16 protein-coding genes are annotated in these 19,664 nt (G+C 70.9%); 10 read left to right on the forward strand and 6 right to left on the reverse strand.

Annotated features, from left to right (window positions below; all coding sequences use genetic code 11):
- Nucleotides 1–140: 140 nt before the first annotated feature.
- The gene (locus J7E96_RS25085; protein WP_215134258.1) at nt 141–3,380 is read right to left on the reverse strand and encodes a S41 family peptidase; all 3,240 of its coding nucleotides are present in this window, start codon (nt 3,378–3,380) and stop codon (nt 141–143) included.
- A gap of 388 nt (nt 3,381–3,768) precedes the next feature.
- Between J7E96_RS25085 and J7E96_RS25090 the strand changes: the two genes are divergently transcribed.
- Both J7E96_RS25090 and J7E96_RS25095 read left to right on the forward strand, forming a co-directional pair.
- Nucleotides 3,769–4,344, forward strand: coding sequence for a TetR/AcrR family transcriptional regulator (locus J7E96_RS25090; protein ID WP_215134056.1), 576 nt, complete (start codon nt 3,769–3,771; stop codon nt 4,342–4,344).
- 162 nt (nt 4,345–4,506) lie between these two features.
- Entirely contained in the window at nt 4,507–6,735 is a 2,229-nt protein-coding gene (locus J7E96_RS25095; protein ID WP_215134058.1) for an MMPL family transporter, read from the forward strand.
- A 162-nt stretch (nt 6,736–6,897) separates the two neighbouring features.
- Here J7E96_RS25095 and J7E96_RS25100 read toward each other — a convergent pair whose 3' ends face one another.
- Nucleotides 6,898–7,281, reverse strand: coding sequence for an SsgA family sporulation/cell division regulator (locus J7E96_RS25100; RefSeq protein WP_215134060.1), 384 nt, complete (start codon nt 7,279–7,281; stop codon nt 6,898–6,900).
- A gap of 167 nt (nt 7,282–7,448) precedes the next feature.
- On the opposite strand from J7E96_RS25100, the gene J7E96_RS25105 reads away from it, so the two are divergent.
- From J7E96_RS25105 to J7E96_RS25125, 5 genes are all read left to right on the forward strand, one after another.
- The gene (locus J7E96_RS25105; RefSeq protein ID WP_215134061.1) at nt 7,449–8,501 is read left to right on the forward strand and encodes an energy-coupling factor ABC transporter permease; all 1,053 of its coding nucleotides are present in this window, start codon (nt 7,449–7,451) and stop codon (nt 8,499–8,501) included.
- Between the two features lies 1 nt (nt 8,502).
- Entirely contained in the window at nt 8,503–9,264 is a 762-nt protein-coding gene (cbiQ, locus tag J7E96_RS25110; protein WP_215134063.1) for a cobalt ECF transporter T component CbiQ, read from the forward strand.
- Nucleotides 9,265–9,278: 14 nt separating this feature from the next.
- Nucleotides 9,279–10,040, forward strand: a complete 762-nt coding sequence (locus J7E96_RS25115; RefSeq protein ID WP_251070391.1) for an energy-coupling factor ABC transporter ATP-binding protein — start codon at nt 9,279–9,281, stop codon at nt 10,038–10,040.
- Between the two features lie 208 nt (nt 10,041–10,248).
- A complete protein-coding gene (locus J7E96_RS25120; protein WP_215134260.1) occupies nt 10,249–11,406 on the forward strand; it encodes a serine hydrolase domain-containing protein in 1,158 nt (385 codons plus the stop codon).
- A 7-nt stretch (nt 11,407–11,413) separates the two neighbouring features.
- Nucleotides 11,414–12,196, forward strand: coding sequence for an SDR family NAD(P)-dependent oxidoreductase (locus tag J7E96_RS25125; protein ID WP_215134065.1), 783 nt, complete (start codon nt 11,414–11,416; stop codon nt 12,194–12,196).
- Nucleotides 12,197–12,251: 55 nt separating this feature from the next.
- On the opposite strand, the gene J7E96_RS25130 is transcribed toward J7E96_RS25125, so the two are convergent.
- From J7E96_RS25130 to J7E96_RS25145, 4 genes are all read right to left on the reverse strand, one after another.
- Nucleotides 12,252–13,097, reverse strand: a complete 846-nt coding sequence (locus J7E96_RS25130) for a DMT family transporter (RefSeq protein WP_215134067.1) — start codon at nt 13,095–13,097, stop codon at nt 12,252–12,254.
- The gene (locus J7E96_RS25135) at nt 13,094–13,618 is read right to left on the reverse strand and encodes a YbaK/EbsC family protein (RefSeq protein ID WP_374196716.1); all 525 of its coding nucleotides are present in this window, start codon (nt 13,616–13,618) and stop codon (nt 13,094–13,096) included. The genes J7E96_RS25130 and J7E96_RS25135 overlap by 4 nt, the downstream gene beginning before the upstream one ends.
- A 27-nt stretch (nt 13,619–13,645) precedes the next feature.
- Complete coding sequence (locus tag J7E96_RS25140) at nt 13,646–15,271, reverse strand: penicillin-binding transpeptidase domain-containing protein (protein WP_215134072.1); 1,626 nt, start codon at nt 15,269–15,271, stop codon at nt 13,646–13,648.
- A gap of 133 nt (nt 15,272–15,404) precedes the next feature.
- Nucleotides 15,405–17,126: a dolichyl-phosphate-mannose--protein mannosyltransferase gene (locus J7E96_RS25145; protein ID WP_215134073.1), complete on the reverse strand. Its 1,722-nt coding sequence runs from the start codon at nt 17,124–17,126 to the stop codon at nt 15,405–15,407.
- 61 nt (nt 17,127–17,187) lie between these two features.
- Between J7E96_RS25145 and rsmI the strand changes: the two genes are divergently transcribed.
- From rsmI to J7E96_RS25160, 3 genes are all read left to right on the forward strand, one after another.
- The gene (rsmI, locus tag J7E96_RS25150) at nt 17,188–18,090 is read left to right on the forward strand and encodes a 16S rRNA (cytidine(1402)-2'-O)-methyltransferase (RefSeq protein WP_308296126.1); all 903 of its coding nucleotides are present in this window, start codon (nt 17,188–17,190) and stop codon (nt 18,088–18,090) included.
- 138 nt (nt 18,091–18,228) lie between these two features.
- Nucleotides 18,229–18,636 (forward strand): hypothetical protein, encoded by a 408-nt coding sequence (locus J7E96_RS25155; RefSeq protein ID WP_215134077.1) that lies wholly within the window; start codon nt 18,229–18,231, stop codon nt 18,634–18,636.
- Between the two features lie 58 nt (nt 18,637–18,694).
- Nucleotides 18,695–19,564: a TatD family hydrolase gene (locus J7E96_RS25160; RefSeq protein ID WP_215134079.1), complete on the forward strand. Its 870-nt coding sequence runs from the start codon at nt 18,695–18,697 to the stop codon at nt 19,562–19,564.
- Nucleotides 19,565–19,664 lie beyond the last annotated feature (100 nt).

Below are 19,664 nucleotides of genomic sequence, written 5' to 3' on the forward strand. Positions count from 1 at the left end.
CTGACGGAGGTGCGGGTCTCCGGTGGGTGGCTGGGCGCCGTTGGCGGCTGCGGATTGGGTGCGGCGCCACTGCGCTGCCGCGCAGTCGGACGGTTCACGGGAGACCTGTGCATAGCGCAGCCCCGCGTCTCACTGACCACTCACCCCGGCCGCGGGGGCAAGTTGGGGCGGGTTTTGTTCGGGACGTTCGAGTACGTCGGCGGGGTTGCCGCCGGGTGGGACGCCAAGAGGTCCAGCGCCAGCTGCACCGCGTCGGCCAGTTGCGCGTGGCGCCCCTCCGCCCAGTCGAGCGGCGTACGCAGCACCTCGATGTCCGGCTCCACGCCGTGGTTCTCCACCGTCCAGCCGTACGCGTCGAACCACGCCGCGTTCATCGGCACGGTGATCACCGTGCCGTCGCCCAGCGTGTGGCGGCCGGTCATGCCCACCACCCCGCCCCAGGTGCGCTGGCCCACCACCGGGCCCAGCTTCAGCAGCTTGAACGCCGCCGTGATCATGTCGCCGTCCGACGACGTCGCCTCGTCGGCCAGGGCCACCACCGGCCCCCGGGGACCGTTCGAGGCGTACGAGACAGGCTGCGCGTCACGCGTCAGGTCCCAGCCGATGATGGTGCGGGTGAGCTTTTCGACGACCAGTTCGCTGATGTTGCCGCCCGCGTTGCCCCGTACGTCGACGATCAGGGCCGGGAGCGAAACCTCCATCCGCAGGTCGCGGTTGAACTGCGCCCAGCCGGAGCCCCCCATGTCGGGGATGTGCAGGTAGCCGCACTTCCCGCCGCTCAACTCCCGAACCACCTCACGGCGTTTTGCCACCCAGTCCTGGTAGCGCAGCGGACGCTCGTCGATCAGTGGGACGATCGCGACCCGGCGGGCCGGGCCCTCGCCCTCCGCCGGCTTGAACGTCAGCTCCACCGTCGTGCCACCGGCCGCCGCCAGCAGGGGGTACGGGCCCGCCACCGGGTCCACCGGGCGGCCGTCGACGTGCGTGAGGATCGCGCCCGGCCTGATGCCGGTACCGGCCAGCGGTGAGCGTGCCTTGGAGTCGGACGACTCGCCGGGGAGGATGCGGCGTACCAGCCATTGCCCGTCCCGGCACACGAAGTTCGCGCCGAGCAGGCCCATCGCCCGCTGGTAGTGCGGCGGACCCTCGTTGCGGCGCGCGGCGGCGACGTACGCGTGCGAGGTGCCCAGCTCGCCCAGGACCTCGCGGAGCAGGTCCGCGAACTCGTCGGGGGTCGCCACGCGTTCGAGCAGCGGGCGGTACTGGTCGAGGACCGACTCCCAGTCGATGCCGCACATGTGCGGTTCCCAGAAGTACGCCCGCACGATGCGGCCCGCCTCCGCGTACGCCTGGCGCCACTGCGCCTCCGGGTCGACCTGGTGCATGATGCGGCGCAGGTCGAGATAGACCGTCGTGTCCGTGTCGCCGGTCTCGGTGGCGGGGACGGCGCGCATCTCGCCCTCGTCCATCACCACCAGGCGGGTGCCGTCGCCGCTCACCGCGAACCAGTCCAGGTCGGCCACCAGTTCCGTCTTGCGCGCCTTGGTCAGGTTGAAGTGTTCGAGGGTGGGGCGGCCCGACACGTCGGCCGGGTTGGCGAAGGTTTCGCCCAGCGCTCCCGAGATCGGCCAGCGCAGCCACACCAGGCCGCCGCCGGAAACGGGCTGCAGGCCCGAGTACTTGGAGGCGGCCACGGGGAAGGGCGTCACCCGGCTCGCCAGGCCCTCGACCTCGACGAGGACCGTCATGCCGTCGGTGCTCTCGCTCTCCTCGCCTTCCACCGGGTCAAGGCCGCCCGCCGCCGGACGGCCTTCCGCGGACACCGCGAAGGGGGACGGTGTGGCGGAGGAGAGCGGGACGAGGTAGGGGCGGCAGCCCAGCGGGAACGAGAGGTCGCCGGTGTGGACGTCGTACACCGGGTCGAAGCCCCGCCAGGAGAGGAAAGCGAGATAGCGGCCGTCGCTCGTGAAGACCGGGTTCTCGTCCTCGAAGCGGCCGTTCGTTACGTCGATGATTTGTTTTGATTCGATTTTGGCCAGCTTGATCTGGCGCAGGGAACGGCCGATTCCGGGGTGCGACCAGGTCAGCCAGGCTCCGTCGGGAGAGAAGGCGAGGTCGCGGACGGGGCCGTTGGTGGAAAGGGTCAGTTCGGTGACCTCGCCGGGTTCGCCTTCCGGTTCTTCCATCGTGCTGACCAGGAGGAGGCGGCCGTCGTGGGAGGCGATCGCGAGGCGTTCGCCCTCCGGGTCCGACACCAGGTCGTGTACGCGCCCGAGCTTGCCGGCGGCGAGGCGGCGCGGCTCGCGGTCGCCGCTCGCGCGCGGCAGGTACGCGATCTCGATCGCGTCCTCGCCCTCCGCGTCCGTGATGTACGCGACCTGGCCGCTGCCGCCGAGCATCTCGGGCAGGCGGACCCGTACACCCGGGGTGTCCGTGATGGTGCGGGCGGGGCCGTCACGGTGGGTCAGCCAGTACAGGCTGCCTTTGACCACGACCGCGCTGGCGCGGCCCGTGGCGTCGACGGACAGGCCGTCGACGTTGGCGGCGGCCGGGACCTGGTACGTGCGCCGGCCGGCGCGGGGGCCGCCGAGGCGGACGTCCAGGCGGCGCGGTACGGCGCCGGGGGACAGGTCGTCGACCAGCCACAGGTCGCCCGCGCACTGGTAGACGACGCGGGTGCCGTCGCTGGAGGCGTTGCGGGCGTAGAACGCGTCGTGGTCGGTGTGGCGGCGGAGGTCGGTGCCGTCGTACTGGCAGGAGTAGAGGTTGCCCACGCCCTCGTGGTCGGAGAGGAACGCGATGCGTCCGTTCACGAACATGGGGCAGTTGAGGTGGCCGCCGATGTCGGGCAGCAGTCGCTTGCCGTGCAGCCACAGGCGGCCGGTGGCGCCGCCCCGGTAGCGCTTCCAGGCGGCCGGCTCGTGCGGGGGCTTTCCGGTGAGCAGGAGCGTACGGCGCTCGCCCTCGATGTCCGCGACCGCGATGTCGGAGACCGGGCCCCAGGGGAGCTGGGAGCCGGGACTGCCGTCCGTGGGGAGGGTGTAGGCCCACGAGAAGTGCGAGAACGGCTGGCCGTGGGAGGCGACGGCGAGGATGTGCGGGGGGTGGTCGGGCGATTCGGGGGTCCAGCCGCAGACGCGGGTGTCCAGGGATCCCCAGTAGCTGAGCCTGCGGGCCGGGCCGCCGTCCACGGGGGCGAGGTGGACTTCGGGGTCGAGGCTGCGCCAGGTGGTGAACGCGATGTGGCGGCCGTCGGGGGAGAAGCGGGGGTGGGAGACCTTCGTACGGTCGACGGTGAGGCGCCAGGCCCGGTCGGGCTGCTTGCCGGCCGGGACGATCGGGGCGAGCCAGAGGTCGTCCTCGGCGGCGAAGCAGAGCATGTCGCCGTGCAGATGCGGGAAGCGGAGGTACGCGTGGGTGTTGCTTCGGGAGGGCTTCTTCGCGGGGGCTGCGGGGTCGGTGCCGCGCCGCGGCGTCTCCTCGGGCGTCGAACGTTCGGGTACGGGGACTTCTTCGGGGTGGTCGCGTTCAACGCCCTGCGGGGAGCGCCCCGACGCGTCCCCTCCTGGCACCGTGCTTCGCGCGGCGGGCGTGGTCTCTTGCGGGCCGACGGACCCGGGTGCGTCGCTCACCCCCCAATGCTTTCCGCATGGCGGGGGCGCGGCAACTTGTGGCGCGGAACACCATCGAAACGGTTTCGTTTCGGTGGGGTGGGGGGTAGCGTACTTGGTGTACGAAACCGTTTCGTTCGGTTCGGAGGAGGTTGGGATGGGACGCACACGGCTTACGGCCGAGCGCGAGAGTGAGTTGTACGAAGCCGTCCTCGACCTGCTCCGGGAAGTCGGGTACGACGGGCTGACCATGGACGCCGTCGCGTCCCGCAGCCGGTCCAGCAAGGCCACCCTCTACCGCCAGTGGGGGAGCAAGCCGGAGCTCGTGGCCAGGGCGCTGCGGCACAACAAGCCCGTCAGTGTCGCCGACATCGACACCGGGACGCTCAAGGGTGACTTCCACGCCCTGGTGGAGCGGACTGATGACTGTCAGCTGGAGAGGGACGCCGCGCTGATGCGGGGGCTCGCCCAGGCCATTCACGACAATCCCGATCTCCATCAGGCGCTGCGGGAATTGCTCATCGCGCCTGAACTCACCGGATTGGACAGCCTGCTGCGGCGTGCCGTCGACCGGGGGGAGATCCCTGCCGAGACAGCCGCTCTGCGGTACGTCCCGCACATGCTGGTCGGCGCCTTCGTCGCCCAGGAACTCATCGAGGGCCGGTCGCCCGACCGTGCCTTCCTCGCCGACTACATCGAAGCCGTGGTGCTGCCCGCGCTGGGTGCCGCCTGATGGCCCCGGTGTAGTCATGGCTTAGTCCCAGCGGCGCCGTGGAATCTCCCCGCCCGGCGTCCGTCCCCGCAGAAACGCTCCACCTGACGCGCACCGCTCTCGTCGTCGGGCTGGTCACCCATGCCCTGTTCGTACCAACGACCTGACCGGGAGTACGCCCTCGTGGCCACATTCCTTTACAAAATGGGCCGGTTCGCCTTCCGCCGCCGCCCCTTCGTCGCCCTCGCCTGGGTCGCGCTGCTGGTGCTCGCCGGTGTCGGCGCCGCCTCCGCGTCCACCGCCACTTCCAGTTCCTTCTCCATACCCGGGACCGAGGCTCAGAAGGCGTTCGATCTTCTGGATGAGCGCTTTCCCGGTGCTGCCGCGGACGGTGCCACCGCCCGCGTGGTGTTCAAGGCTCCCGAAGGGGAGCGGATGACCGACGCCGGCCACCGGGAGGAAGTGGAGAAAGTCGTTGGCGGGCTGAAGTCCGGCGCCGGGGCCGATCAGATCGCCTCGGTCGTCGATCCGTACGCCGGCAAGGCTCTCAGCCGTGACGGTACGACCGCTTACGCGCAGGTCTCGTACAAGGTCAGCGGTATGGAGCTGACGGAGGCGGCGCGGGAGGCTCTTGTCGAAGCCGGTGACGAGGCGCGGGACGCCGGGCTGACCGTCGAGATCGGTGGTGACGCGCTGCAGGCTGTCCCCGAGACCGGGTCCGGAGAGATCATCGGAGTCGCCATCGCCGCGATCGTGCTGGTCATTACCTTTGGGTCGCTGATCGCGGCCGGGCTGCCGCTGCTCACCGCGCTCATCGGGGTGGGGATCGGTATTTCCACCATTACCGCCCTGGCGAACGTTCTTGACCTCGGCTCCACCACCTCTACGCTCGCGATGATGATCGGGCTCGCGGTCGGCATCGACTACGCGCTGTTCATCGTGTCCCGTTACCGCGCCGAGCTGGCCGGGGGCCGTGAGCCGGAGGACGCCGCCGGGCGGGCCGTCGGCACGGCCGGGTCGGCCGTCGTGTTCGCCGGGCTGACTGTCGTGATCGCGCTGGTCGGGCTCGCCGTCGTCAACATTCCGATGCTGACGAAGATGGGTTTCGCCGCCGCCGGCACGGTGGTGATCGCCGTTCTCATCGCGCTCACGCTGGTTCCGGCGCTGCTCGGGTTCGCGGGGAGGAAGGTCTTCGGGCGCAAGGCCCGTAAGCGGCAGGGTGAGGTGGCCGCGGCGGGTGCGGGCAAGCCCAATATGGGTACGCGCTGGGCTCGGTTCGTACTGCGCCGGCCGGTCGCCGTGCTGGTCACCGCGGTGGTCGGGCTCGGCATCGTCGCCGTACCCGCGGCCTCGTTGGAGATGGGTCTGCCCGACGACGGTTCGCAGCCCGTCAGCACCACCCAGCGCAAGGCGTACGACCTGCTTTCCGACGGCTTCGGGCCGGGCTTCAACGGGCCGCTGATGCTGGTCGTCGACGTCAAGGGCGCCGAGGAGCCCAAGGACGCGCTGGCGAAGGTCACCGACACCGTGAAGGGCATGGACGGCGTCGCCGCCACCGTGCCCGGGCCGCTGAACAAGGCCGGCGACACCTCGGTCGTTACCGTCGTTCCGAAGGACCGGCCCAGTTCGGAGGGGACCGAGGAGCTCGTACGGTCCATCCGCGACGCGGGTACGGACCTGACGTCCGACACCGGCGCGGAAGTCCTGGTCACCGGCTCGACTGCCATGAACATCGACTTCTCGCAGAAGATGAACGACGCGCTGCTGCCCTACCTCGCGCTCGTCGTCGGCCTCGCGTTTCTGCTGCTGATGGTCGTCTTCCGGTCGGTTCTCGTACCGCTCAAGGCGGCGCTCGGGTTCCTGCTGTCCGTGGTGGCGGCGCTGGGCGCGGTGGTCGCGGTCTTCCAGTGGGGCTGGCTGGCGAGTGTGTTCGGTGTCGAGCAGACCGGGCCTGTGATGTCGATGATGCCGATCTTCATGGTGGGTGTCGTCTTCGGTCTCGCCATGGATTACGAGGTCTTCCTCGTCACGCGCATGCGTGAGGCGTACGTCCACGGGGAGCGGCCGGGACAGGCGATCGTCACCGGCTTCCAGCACGGCGCGCGCGTCGTCACCGCCGCGGCGGTGATCATGATGGCCGTCTTCGCCGGCTTCATCGGGTCCAGCGAGTCGATGGTCAAGATGATCGGCTTCGGGCTCGCGATCGCCGTCCTCTTCGATGCCTTCGTCGTACGGATGGCCATCGTGCCGGCGGTGCTGGCGCTGCTCGGCAAGAAGGCGTGGTGGCTGCCGCGCGGGCTCGACAAGGTGCTGCCGAACGTGGACGTCGAGGGGGAGCAGCTGCGCAAGGAGCTGGATGACGACGGCGCCGGCGGCGATGCCTCGGGTGAGCGGGAGCTGGTGCGTGCGTAGGCACTGAAAAGCTCCGGGGCCGCTCCATGAGCGGAAGGCGGTCCCGGTCGCGCACCGGCTCGTGGGGACGGGATCCGGTGCGACGGTGAGGTCCCCCTGGGGTTCCGGCAGCTGCTGGAACGGTCCAGGGGGACCTCACCGTTTTCGGCGGGTCAGGAGAGGTCAGTGGTCGGCTTCGGCGAGTGGGGGCTCTTCGACGGCGTGCGTACGGCGCAGGAAGCGCAGCAGCGGCGTCCGGTCGAACTGGATCACGGCCATGCCCTGCGGCGAACGCAGTTCCATCACCGCCTGCACCCGGCCGCACGGCCAGACCCTGACGTCACCGCTCTCCGTTTCGGTCGGGCGGCTCATGCCCCCCTCCAGGAGGGCCCGGTCGAAGACCCATTCGTTCTCGACGCCGTCGGGCGAGACGTCCGGCGGGAAGACCAGGTGCACGGCGAGCGGGTCCTCCTGCGGGTCGTACCGGAGGGTGACCGGGACGGCGTGGCGCTGAGGGCCATCGGTGACCAGGCATGCCCGTGCGTGGTCCTCAATTGCGGGGTGCATCGGGCGGCTCCTCAGGTTCGGGGCTTTTGTCCTCTAATGTCCCATATTTTGGGGCGCGCGCTCCGCTTTGTTTGTGACCAATGCGCTCTTGCGACCTCTTTGCAAGAAGGCACTATCATCAAACGGTTCATCACCCCCCGCGTACGCGCAGGAAGCGGAGCCTCTCCATGCATGTCCCCGACGGATTCATCAACACACCTGTCTCGGCTGTGGCAGGTGTCGTCGCGGTGGGCGCCGTGGCCGTCAGCCTGCGCGGTGCACGCCGCGAACTGGACGAGCGGACGGCCCCGCTCGCCGGGCTCGTAGCCGCGTTCATCTTCGCCGTACAGATGCTGAACTTCCCCGTCGCGGCCGGCACCAGCGGGCATCTGCTGGGCGGCGCGCTCGCCGCGATACTCGTCGGCCCGTTCACCGGCGTGCTGTGCATCTCGGTCGTCCTGCTGATGCAGGGCATCCTCTTCGCGGACGGCGGGCTCACCGCGCTCGGTGTCAACATCAACGTCATGGGCGTGGTGACGGTTCTCGTCGCGTACGCCCTCTTTCGCGGCCTCGTGCGGATCCTTCCGCGCGGGCGCCGCTCGTCCGTCACCGCCTCCGCTTTCGTGGCCGCCCTGGTGTCCGTGCCCGCCGCCGCCGCGGCCTTCACGCTGATCTACTCCGTCGGGGGCACGACGGACGTGCCGATCGGCAAGGTGCTGACCGCGATGGTCGGCGTACACGTCCTCATCGGCATCGGCGAGGCCGCGATCACCGCCCTGACCGTGGGCGCCGTCATCGCCGTACGCCCCGACCTGGTGCACGGCGCGCGCGGACTTGCCGCGCCGCTCAAGCTGCTGGTGGGCGGCGAGCTGGTGGACGCGGCGCCCGCGGAGGCGCCGGTTCCCGCCGCCGCGCGCTCCACCCGCAAGGTGTGGGGCGCGGGGCTGGCCTCGGCGATCGTCCTCGCCGGGTTCGTCTCGTTCTACGCCTCCGCCAGCCCCGACGGACTGGAGAAGGTCGCCGCCGACCAGGGCTTCGACCAGAAGGCCGAGGAGCACGCCGCCGCCGGCTCCCCGCTCGCCGACTACAGCATCAGCGGCATCACCGACGGCCGTATCTCCGGCGGCCTCGCCGGAGTCGTCGGCGTCGCGGCGACCGTGGCCGTCGGCAGCGGCGTCTTCTGGACGGTGCGGCGCCGGCGCGGCGCCGACCGGCCGGCCGAGGTCAAGGAAGCCGCCTGACATGGGCGCGGGCCACGCCCACAAGCTCTACCGGCACGGGCACAGCGCGGTGCACGCCCTGCCGCCGCACTGCAAACTCGCCGCCGTCTTCTGCTTCGTGCTGGTCGTCGTCTCGACGCCGCGTGAGGTGATGTGGGCCTTCGGGCTGTACGCGGTGCTGCTCGGGATGGTCGCGTACGCCGCGCGCGTGCCGGCCGGGTTCCTGCTGAAGCGGCTGCTCATCGAGGTGCCTTTTGTGGCGTTCGCGGTGTTGATGCCCTTTGTGGCGCAGGGGGAGCGGGTGGAGGTGCTCGGCATGTCGCTGAGCGTGTCGGGGCTGTGGGGAGCCTGGAACGTCCTGGCCAAGGGCACGCTCGGCGTCGCGGCGTCCGTCCTGCTCGCGTCCACGACCGAACTGCGGTCCCTGCTGCTCGGGCTGCAACGGCTGAAACTGCCGCCGCTGCTCGTGCAGATCGCGTCGTTCATGATCCGGTACGGCGATGTGATCACGGACGAGATGCGCCGCATGTCGATCGCCCGGCGCTCGCGCGGATTCGAGGCGCGGGGCGTGCGGCACTGGGGTGTTCTGGGCAAGACCGCGGGTGCGCTCTTCATCCGCTCGTACGAGAGAGGTGAGCGGGTGCATCTGGCCATGGTCAGCAGGGGGTACACCGGCACCATGCCGGTGATCGACGAAGTGACCGCGACGCGGGCGCAGTGGTCGTACGCGGCCGCGCTGCCGGTTTCGGCGTTGGCGGTCTGTCTGCTGGGATGGACCCTGTGACCACGATGCCCACGATGCCCACGATGCCCACGATGTCTCTTGAGGTGAGCGGCCTCGCGTACGCCTATCCGGACGGCCACCAGGCGCTCTTCGGCGTCGACCTGTCGGTCGCGCGCGGCGAGCGAGTCGCGCTGCTCGGCCCCAACGGCGCGGGCAAGACCACGCTCGTGCTCCACCTCAACGGCATCCTCACGGCGGGCGCCGGTTCCGTGACCGTGGCGGGGCTCCCCGTCGGGAAGCGGCACCTCGCCGAGATCCGGCGCCGGGTCGGCATCGTCTTCCAGGACCCCGACGACCAGCTCTTCATGCCGACGGTCCGCGAGGACGTGGCCTTCGGGCCGGCGGCGGCGGGGATGCGCGGCGCGGAGCTGGAGGCGTGCGTCGCGGCGGCGCTGGAGCGGGTGGGTATGGCGCAGTACGCGGACCGGCCGCCGCATCACTTGTCCTTCGGGCAGCGGCGGCGGGTGGCGGTCGCGACCGTACTGGCGATGGAGCCGGAGATCCTGGTGCTGGACGAGCCGTCGTCCAACCTGGACCCGGCGTCGCGGCGCGAACTGGCGGACATCCTGCGGTCGTTGGACGTGACGGTGCTGATGGTCACGCATGACCTGCCGTACGCGCTGGAGCTGTGCCCGCGGTCGGTGATCCTGAGCGGGGGCGTGATCGTGGCGGACGGGCGGACGCAGGAGCTGCTGTCGGACGATGTGGTGATGCGGGAGCACCGGCTTGAACTGCCGTTCGGGTTCGACCCGGGTTCGGTGCGGGTGGAAGGGTAAGCGCCCGGCTGGGTTGCCGGCCCCCGCCGGACGGGCTCGATTTGCCGCTCATCGGCACCACCCAGCCCCTCCGGCGTTTGAGGAGCGGGGTCTGGGGCGGAGCCCCCACGCGGCGGAGCCGCAAAGTGTCACTGCGGGAAGGGGCGGGGTGGGGAAAGGCCCCGCGCAGCGGCATTGCACCATGGGGGGCATGAGCGCGAGCGCAGTAGTGGATGCACAGGGCACGGTGGCTGCCGGATTCGAACCGGTCAGGGACGCGTTCGTACGTAACTTCGGGCAACGCGGCGAACGCGGCGCCGCCGTAGCCGTCTACCGCCACGGCCGCAAGGTGGTCGACCTCTGGGCCGGAACCCGCGACGTGGACGGCGCCGAGCCGTGGGCGGTCGACACCGCCCAGGTCGTGCGGTCCGCGACCAAGGGCGTGGCCGCCGCAGTGCCCCTGCTCCTGCACCAGCGCGGCCAGATCGACCTGGACGCCCCCGTCGCGACGTACTGGCCGGAGTTCAAGGCGAACGGCAAGGAGCGCGTGCTCGTACGGCACCTGCTGTCCCACCGGGCCGGCGTACCGGTGCTCGACCGCCCCCTGACGCCCGCCGAGGCGATCGACGGCGTGTCCGGGCCGCGCGCCGTGGCCGCCCAGGCGCCCGCGTGGGAGCTCGGCACCGACCACGGCTACCACGCGCAGACGTACAGCTGGCTGATCGGCGAGCTCGTGAAGCGCGTGACGGGGCGGACCGTCGGGCGGTGGATCGCCGAGGAGATCGCCCGGCCGCTCGGCCTCGACTTCTGGGTCGGGCTGCCGGCGGACGAGGCGCACCGGGTCGGCCGTGTCGGTCCCGTCGAGCCGCCGCCCGTGGACGGCGGGTCGCTGCGGCTGCGGCCCAAGCGGAGCGTCAGCGAGGCATACGGAGATCCGGCGTCGCTCACCCGGCGCGCGTTCGGGGCGATCGATCCGCTCGCGGACGAGAACGACCCGGCGTACCGGGCCGCCGAACTCCCCGCGTCCGGCGGGATATCCACCGCGCGGGCGCTGGCGCGCTGTTACGCGGCGATGATCGGGGAGGTCGACGGGCACCGGCTGTTCGCCCCGGCGACGCTCACCCTGGCGCGGACCGAGGAATCGTCCGGTCCGGACCGGGTCCTGGCCGTCAACACCCGCTTCGGGCTCGGCTTCATGCTGCACGGCTCCGGCGCCCCGCTGCTCGCACCCGGCTCGTTCGGGCATCCGGGGCGGGGCGGCTCGCTCGGGTTCGCCGACCCGGAGTCGGGGATCGCCTTCGGGTACGTAACCAACGGGCATCAGAAGGGAGTTACGGCCGACCCGCGTGCGCAGGCTCTGGTCAGGGCGGTACGGTCCGCTGCATGATCGGCTGATGCAGACGACACGTTCGACACGTTTCGAGGGGTACGGCGTCCTGGTCACCGGCGCCGGTCGCGGCATCGGCGAGGCGATCGCGCGGCGGTTCGCGGACGAGGGGGCGCGGGTCCTCGTCACGGATGTGGACGGCGCGCGGGCCCAGAAGGCCGCGGGGGCGATCGCGGGCGCTCGGGCGTTCGCCTGCGACGTGGGCGACCGGGCGTCGGTGGAGGCGGCCGTCGCGTACGCGGTGCGGGAGTTCGGGGCGCTCGACGTACTCGTGAACAACGCGTACTCCTGTGCGCCTGACGCGGAGTTCTTCGAGGACGAGGACGAGGCGGTGTGGCAGCGCGACCTCGACGTCACGCTGACCGGCGCGTACCGGTGCGCGAGGGCGGCGCTGCCGCACTTGGCCGCTTCGGGGCGCGGGGCGATCGTCAGCGTCGGTTCGGTCAACGGTGAGCAGGACTTCGGCAACCACGCCTACAGCGCGGCCAAGGCGGGCCTCGCGAGCCTGACCCGGACCCTGGCGGGGCACGCGGCGGGACGCGGGGTGCGGGTCAATCTCGTGGCCCCGGGGACGGTACGTACGGACGCGTGGGCGGGGAAGGGCGACGCCCTTGAGCGCGCGGCGGCGCACTACCCGCTGGGGCGGGTGGGAGAGCCGCAGGACATCGCGGCAGCGGTCGCGTTCCTGGCGTCGCGGGACGCGGGCTGGATCACGGGCGTAACCCTGCCGGTGGACGGCGGTCTGCTGATCGGCAACATTGGGTTGCGGGGAGCGCTGGGCGGGCCGTGAGAACGACGCCCGGGGGCTTTGAGCGGCCTTGCGCACCGGCGGTGGTGGTGGTGCGTCAGTTTGTGTGGAGCATCAGGCCGATCCCGATCACCATCAGGCCCGCCGCCGCGATCCTCGGCGCCCCGAAGCGTTCCTTGAAGAACAGTGCGCCGATCGCCGCGCCCACGATGATCGACGACTCCCGCAGCGCGGCGATCGGCGCCAGTGGGGCGCGGGTCTGGGCCCACAGGACCAGCGCGTACGCCGAGATGGACAGGGCGGCGCCGAAGAAGCCCCGCGCGGCCGGCGGGCGTAGCTGGGTGAGGAGTTCGGAGCGGCGGCGGTAGAAGGTGTACGCCGGGATCGCGAGGCCCTGCAGGATCATCAGCCACGCGATGTAGCCCAGCGACGAGCCCGACGCCCGCACCCCCACGCCGTCCACCACCGTGTACGCCGCTATCGACAGACCGGTGGCGAGCGCCGCCACCAGCGCCGGCCAGTGCGGCCGCGAGCCCCGGATGCCCCACAGGGCGACGCCGACCAGGCCCGCGCAGGCCACCACGACGCCCGTCATCTGCCACCCGTCCGGTACTTCCCCCACGAAGACCGCCGCCAGCACCGTCACCACCAGCGGCGCCGTGCCCCGCGCGATGGGGTACATCTGCCCGAAGTCGCCGAGCGTGAACGACCGCATCAGCAGCGCCATGTACGCCACGTGCAGCGCGGCGGAGGTGATCAGGTACGGCCAGGCCGCTGCCGCCGGGAAGGGCACGAACGCGGCGGCGGCCAGGCCGATCAGGGCGCCGCCGCCCGAGATGAGCGTGAACGAGAGCAGCTGGTCCTTGATGTGGTGCGCGATCGCGTTCCAGCTCGCGTGTGTGATCGCGGCGATCAGGACCGCCGCCGCGACTATCGGTGTCACCTGGTCTGCTCGCGTATGTCCACCAGCGTGCCGCCCGCGTGGCCGATCAGGGTTTTCGGCTCCATCGGGAAGACCGCGTGCGGGGTGCCCGCCGCCGCCCACACCAGGGCGTGGTCGAGCAGCCCCCGGTCGGCCAGCACCCGCGTTTTGGTGCGGTGGCCGAAGGGCGGTACGCCGCCGATCGCGTAACCGGTGGTCTCCCGTACGAGAGCGGCACTCGCCCGCTTGACCTTCTCCGCGCCCAGTTCGCGTCGTACGAGCTCCACGTCGACCCGTGAGGAGCCGTCCATCAGGACCAGGACGGGCACCCCGTCGGCCTCGAAGACCAGCGACTTGACGATCTCGTCGATCCCGCAGCCGATCGCCGCCGCCGCCTCGGCGGCGGTACGCGTGGCGTCGGGGAAGCGGCGTACCTCCAACCGCGCGATGCCGAGCGTGCGCAGGGCTTCGGCGAACCGGGGGTGGGCCTGGCTTTCTGGAGTTGTCATGGCCCGCACGCTAGCGGTAGCTGTACGGGCCATGCGAGCCGGTTTCGGGTCGGCTCGCCGTCAGCCGGCCCGCAGTACCGCCGCCACCAGCGGGCCCGCCGCGTCGCCGCCGTGGCCGCCGGATTCGACGGACGCGGCTGCCGCGACGTCGTCGCTGAACCCGGTGAACCAGCTGTTGGGCTTGCCCTGTCCGCCGACCTCCGCCGAACCGGTCTTGGCGCCCTTGTCGCCGCCGACCGAGGCCATCGCCTTCGCACCCGTGCCCCACGCCGCGGTCTGCCGCATCATGCCGGCCAACTGGCTGTGTACGGAGGGGGAGAGGGAGCGGGCCGCCGTGGCGATTTCCCGGCCGTCCAGCGACTGCGGCACGATGACCGGCTGCTTGAACGTGCCGGCCTTGGCGGTGGCGGTGACGGACGCCATGTTGAGGGCGTTCATCTGGACCGTGCCCTGCCCGATGTACTGCGCCGCGGCCTCGCCGCCGGTGGCCTCGGGCACCGAACCGTCCTTGGTGACGATCCCGGTCTGCCAGTCGAGTCCGAGCCCGAAGACCTCGCGCGCGGTCTTCGGCAGCGCCGCGTCGTCCTTGGTGTCGTCGATCAGTTTGATGAAGGACGTGTTGCAGGAGCGGGCGAAGCTGGTGGTGAAGGTGCCGTCCGGGATCTCGAACATCTTCAGGTTGTGAAAGCTCACGCCCTGGTACAGCACGGTCTTCGGGCACTCGGCCTTGCGGTCCGCCCCCACCAGGCCCTTCTCCAGCAGCATCGCGGCCGTCACGATCTTCATCGTGGAGCCCGGCGCCTGCTCGCCCATGACCGCCGCGTTGTAGCCGTCCACGCGGTTGTTGGCGACGGCCAGGATCTCGCCCGTGCTCGGCTTGACCGCCGCGACCGACGCCTCGCTGTACTTCTTCACCGCCGTCTCGGCGGCCGCCTGCACGTCCGCGTCCAGCGTCGTCGGCAGCCTGCCCGGCTTGCCCTTGGTGAGGGTGACCAGCGTCCGGGGGGCGGCCCCGTTGTCGCTGCCGCTCTCGATCGCCAGCTCGACGCCCGGTTTCCCGCCCGCCTGCTTGCCGTACTTCTCCCGCAGCGCGTCCAGCACCGGCCCGAGCGACGGGTACTTCTCCTTCGTCAGCTCGGTGCCGTCGCGGTCGACCGCCTTGATGGGCGGAGCCGAGGCCTCGCCCGTCCTCAGCACCTCGCCGGGCTTGATGCCGGGGTGCAGGACGGCCGACTTCCAGTCGACCAGGGCCTTGCCCGAGGTCTTGCCGCGCACGACGGTGAGCTCCGACTCGTACGAGAAGGGCTTGCTCCTGCCCTTGTACGTGACCGTCGCATCGGCGGTGAACGGCACCTTCGCCCCGGCCGCCGTGCCCGCCGTCAGCTTCACTTCACCGATGTGCGCCATCTCGTGGTAGGCGGCTAGCGCGGGCCGGGCGTCGGCGGCGTTGTCGGTCAGATCAGCGGCCGCGTCGGCGTCGCCCCTGGCCCAGGCGGCGAGGAAGTCCTTCGAGGTCCGCGCGATCTCGTCCGCGCTCGGCGGCCCCGACTTCTCCGGCGCCGAGAGGGTTGTGGGGTCCGTGTCGCCGGCCTCACCGCTCACCACGGAGTACGCCCCGAAGCCCACGCCTGTGGCCGCGACCAGGAACACTCCGCCGACTATGGCGACCTTCGCTCCACTGCGCATGCTGTGCAGTCCCCTCCCCAGGAGTCCCCCGCTTCCTGAACTGAACATGTTCAAGAAGTGCTGTATCGCACTGTACGGGACCCCAGTGACATCAGGAGTGACTGTTACAGGACCGGGACGAATCCCCCGGCGGTCACACCCACGTATCGAGCCAGATGCGGTTGCGCCACTCGTCTATCGGGAGCGTCTGGCCGGTGTAGATGGGCCAGAAGTAGATGAAGTTCCAGATGATGAGCAGGACGAGCACTCCCGCGCCGACCGCGCCCGCCGCCCGCCGCCGTTCGTGCGAGCCGGGTGGGCCCAGCATCGCGCCGATCATCATCGCCAGCGCCAGACACAGGAACGGGACGAAGACGACGGCGTAGAAGAGGAAGATCGTCCGCTCCTGGTAGAAGAACCAGGGCACCCATCCCGCCGCGATGCCGCACGCGATCGCCCCCGCCCGCCAGTCGCGCCGGAACGCCCAGCGCCACAGCACGTACAGGACCGCGAAACAGGCCGCCCACCACAGCAGCGGGGTGCCGAGCGCCAGGACCTCCTGGGCGCAGTCGCTCTTCTCGGTCGCCGGGCAGCCCTCCTCGCCGGGCTTCGGTGACTCGTAGAAGTACGAGACCGGGCGGCCCAGGACGATCCAGCTCCACGGGTTCGACTGGTAGGTGTGACCGGACGTCAGGTTGACGTGGAAGCTGTAGACCTCGGTCTCGTAGTGCCACAGGCTGCGCAGCCAGTCGGGCAGCCAGGTCCAGTTGCCGCCCTTGCCGTCCCCCTGCGCCCAGTTGCGGTAGTAGCCGCCCCTGGTGACGATCCAGCCCGTCCAGGAGGCGACGTACGTCACGAAGGTGACCACGACCGTCGACACGAACGCCGGCGCGACGTCCCTCTTCAGCACCGCGACGTAAGGCCGCACCGCCCCGGCCGTCCGGCGCGCGCCCACGTCCCACAGCACCGTCAGCAGCCCGAATGCCGCCAGGGTCATCAGGCCGTTCCACTTCGTACCGAAGGCGAGGCCCAGACACACCCCGGCCGCGATCCGCCACGGCCGCCACCCCAGCCGCAGCCTTTCCGCGACCTCGGCGTCCGGGCGCAGCACGCCCTCGTCGTCGCACGGGAGCGCCGCCGCGAGCCTGCGCCGCGACCGGTCCCTGTCGATCAGCAGACACCCGAACGCGCCCAGCACGAAGAACATCAGCACCTGGTCGAGCAGCGCCGTGCGGCTCATCACGAAGTGCAGGCCGTCCACCGCGAGCAGCACGCCCGCCAGGCACCCCAGGAAGGTCGAGCGGAAGAGCCGGCGGCCGATCCGGCAGAGCATCAGGACCGACAGCGTGCCCAGTACGCAGACCATGAAGCGCCAGCCGAACGGCGTGAACCCGAAGAGCTGCTCGCCGATGCCGATGACCCACTTGCCGACCGGCGGATGCACCACATAGCCGGGGTCGGCGGGGACCGTGACCCCCGACGGGTCGGCAAGAATCGACTTGTCGATGTCCTTCGGCCACTGGCCCTCGTACCCCTGGTGAATGAGCGCCCAGGCGTCCTTCGCGTAATACGTCTCGTCGAATATCACCGCCTTCGGGCTGCCCAGGTTCCAGAACCGCGGCAGCCCCGCGACGAGCGCGACCAGCAGCGGCCCTCCCCACGCGGCCCACCGCACCAGGCGCCCCGCGAGCACGGGCGGCACCCCGAGCACTCTCCAGACCTGGGTGCCGGGCCTGCTGTACGGCGGCACGAGCCGTTCGCGCAGCCCGATGACGGGCCTGGGTGCGTAGCCGAATCGGCGCAGCCGCTGCTGCCAGGAGGGCGGCTGTTCCCCTGGGGCCCGGCCCTGCTGGGCTTCTGACGCGGTACTGGTCACCGCGCCATCGTAGGGAACACATCTGTGCGCGTGGTGTGCGCGCCCTGCGAGGATGGCTCTTGTGACTGGATCGACTGGAACGACCGCACCGGCTGGAACGCTCGTACTCGCCGGGACCCCCATCGGCGACGTGGCCGACGCGCCGCCCCGCCTCGCCGCCGAACTCGCGACGGCCGACGTCGTGGCAGCCGAGGACACCCGGCGGCTGCGCCGCCTGACGCAGGCGCTCGGGGTGCAGACGACAGGCCGTGTCGTGTCGTACTTCGAGGGCAACGAGACCGCGCGTACGCCCGAACTCGTCGAGGCCCTGGAGGACGGCAAGCGGGTACTGCTCGTCACCGACGCGGGCATGCCGTCCGTCTCCGACCCCGGTTACCGGCTGGTCGCCGCGGCCGTCGAGAAGGACATCAAGGTCACGGCCGTGCCCGGCCCGTCGGCCGTACTGACCGCCCTCGCCCTGTCCGGCCTGCCCGTCGACCGCTTCTGCTTCGAGGGCTTCCTGCCCCGCAAGGGCGGCGAACGCCTCGGCAAGCTGCGCGAGGTCGCCGCCGAGCGGCGCACCATGGTCTTCTTCGAAGCACCGCACCGCCTCGACGACACCCTCGCCGCCATGGCCGAGGTCTTCGGCGACGAGCGCAGGGCCGCCGTGTGCCGCGAGCTGACCAAGACGTACGAGGAAGTGAAGCGCGGCCCGCTCAAGGCGCTCGCCGAATGGGCGGCCGAGGGGGTACGGGGAGAGATCACCGTCGTCGTCGAAGGCGCCTCGGACGCGCCGCAGGACCTGGACCCCGCGGAGCTGGTGCGCAGGGTGCAGGTGCGCGAGGAGGCGGGGGAACGGCGCAAGGAGGCCATCGCGGCGGTCGCCGCCGAGGCGGGGCTGCCCAAGCGGGACGTGTTCGACGCGGTGGTCGCGGCAAAGAATGCGGCAAGGACGGGCTCCGCGGACGGCAAAGGACTATCGTGAATAGCTAAAGCTTCCCCAAGCACAGACCGCGCACCGGGCCTTTTTCCATGGAAAGGCCAAGACCGGTCCATATATCGACAGGCACCGATGCGCTCCCGCCGAAACAGGCGTCCACTGGACCAGTGGAAAGGAGCTGGCATGAGCGAGATCGCAGACACCGCCGGCGCAGGAACCACCGTTCACGAGGCCTACGCCTTTGCCTGCATGAGGTGCGGGCACGGCTGGGAGCAGTCCTTCGAAATACACCACCACGTCGACGGCAACGGCCACGAGTTCGTGACCTACACGGCTGACGGCGAGCGCGTTCCCTCGCCGCTGTCCCGCCCCACCTGTCTGAACTGTGGCGGACATGTCGTACGGATCATGAAGGCGGGGCAGGTCTCGTCGATCAAGGAAATGCTGCGGGCCGCCGTAGTGGACGCCCCCATGGCCGGACCGGTGGTGGGCATCCCCGGATCCGTGCGCGAGGACGCACCGGGCCCGGTGCGGGTGAAGCACAACTGGCGCGTGGCCGATCTGCTGCATCCCTTCCACCACCGGAAGTGAGCCGCGGGCAGGGCGGCGGCAGGCGGGAGGGGCGCGCGGTTTTCGTACGATCGTGACCATGAGCCCCAAGGACGCACTCCCGCCGCTGCCCGAACCCCTCCGGGGAGAGGTCGCTGATTCGCACACCCACCTGGACATGCAGGACGGCACCGTCGAGGAGGCCCTGACGAAGGCCGCCGCGGTCGGGGTCACGACCGTCGTCCAGGTCGGCTGCGACGTGAAGGGCTCCCGCTGGGCGGCCGAAACGGCGGCGGCGCACGAGAACGTGCACGCCGCCGTCGCCCTGCACCCCAACGAAGCCCCGCGCATCGTCCTCGGAGACCCCGACGGCTGGTCGCGGCAGGGCGCGCGGATCCCGGGCGGGGACGGCGCACTCGACGACGCGCTCACCGAGATCAACCAGCTCGCCGCCCTGCCGTACGTACGCGGTGTGGGCGAGACCGGTCTCGACTACTTCCGTACGGGCCCCGAGGGCATGGCCGCCCAGGAGCGGTCGTTCCGCGCCCACATCGAGATCGCCAAGCGGCACGGCAAGGCGCTCGTCATCCACGATCGCGAGGCGCACGACGATGTACTGCGCGTACTCGACGAGGAGGGCGCTCCGGAGCGCACCGTCTTCCACTGCTACTCCGGCGACGCAGCGATGGCCGAAGTCTGCGCGCGCAAGGGCTACTTCATGTCCTTCGCGGGGAACGTGACCTTCAAGAACGCCCAGCCCCTGCGGGACGCGCTCGCCGTCGCGCCGCTGGAGCTGGTCCTCGTCGAGACGGACGCGCCGTTCCTGACCCCGGCGCCGTACCGCGGGCGGCCCAACGCTCCGTACCTCATCCCGGTCACCGTGCGGGCGATGGCGGCGGTCAGGGGAATCGAGGAGGACGTTCTGGCGACGGCGCTCGCCGCGAACACGGCACGCGCGTTCGACTACTGACGGCTCATGCCGCGACCCTCCGTAGCCGTGTTGCTTTGGAGAGTGACCGCCGCTCGGCTAGTGTCCCGGCCCGCAGCGTCATCGGGCGGACCGGACTTCT

Origin of the sequence: Streptomyces sp. ISL-96, assembly GCF_018614035.1 — a bacterium.
GTDB lineage: Bacteria > Actinomycetota > Actinomycetes > Streptomycetales > Streptomycetaceae > Streptomyces.

Bases quoted from the DNA above. Each gene is read 5' to 3' on its own strand.
- J7E96_RS25085 (WP_215134258.1), bottom strand. From the start codon at position 3,380: ATGCTCTGCTTCGCCGCCGAGGACGACCTCTGGCTCGCCCCGATCGTC.
- J7E96_RS25090 (WP_215134056.1), top strand. From the start codon at position 3,769: ATGGGACGCACACGGCTTACGGCCGAGCGCGAGAGTGAGTTGTACGAA.
- J7E96_RS25100 (WP_215134060.1), bottom strand. From the start codon at position 7,281: ATGCACCCCGCAATTGAGGACCACGCACGGGCATGCCTGGTCACCGAT.
- J7E96_RS25105 (WP_215134061.1), top strand. From the start codon at position 7,449: ATGCATGTCCCCGACGGATTCATCAACACACCTGTCTCGGCTGTGGCA.
- cbiQ (WP_215134063.1), top strand. From the start codon at position 8,503: ATGGGCGCGGGCCACGCCCACAAGCTCTACCGGCACGGGCACAGCGCG.
- J7E96_RS25115 (WP_251070391.1), top strand. From the start codon at position 9,279: ATGCCCACGATGCCCACGATGTCTCTTGAGGTGAGCGGCCTCGCGTAC.
- J7E96_RS25125 (WP_215134065.1), top strand. From the start codon at position 11,414: ATGCAGACGACACGTTCGACACGTTTCGAGGGGTACGGCGTCCTGGTC.
- J7E96_RS25135 (WP_374196716.1), bottom strand. From the start codon at position 13,618: ATGGCCCGTACAGCTACCGCTAGCGTGCGGGCCATGACAACTCCAGAA.
- J7E96_RS25140 (WP_215134072.1), bottom strand. From the start codon at position 15,271: ATGCGCAGTGGAGCGAAGGTCGCCATAGTCGGCGGAGTGTTCCTGGTC.
- J7E96_RS25155 (WP_215134077.1), top strand. From the start codon at position 18,229: ATGAGCGAGATCGCAGACACCGCCGGCGCAGGAACCACCGTTCACGAG.
- J7E96_RS25160 (WP_215134079.1), top strand. From the start codon at position 18,695: ATGAGCCCCAAGGACGCACTCCCGCCGCTGCCCGAACCCCTCCGGGGA.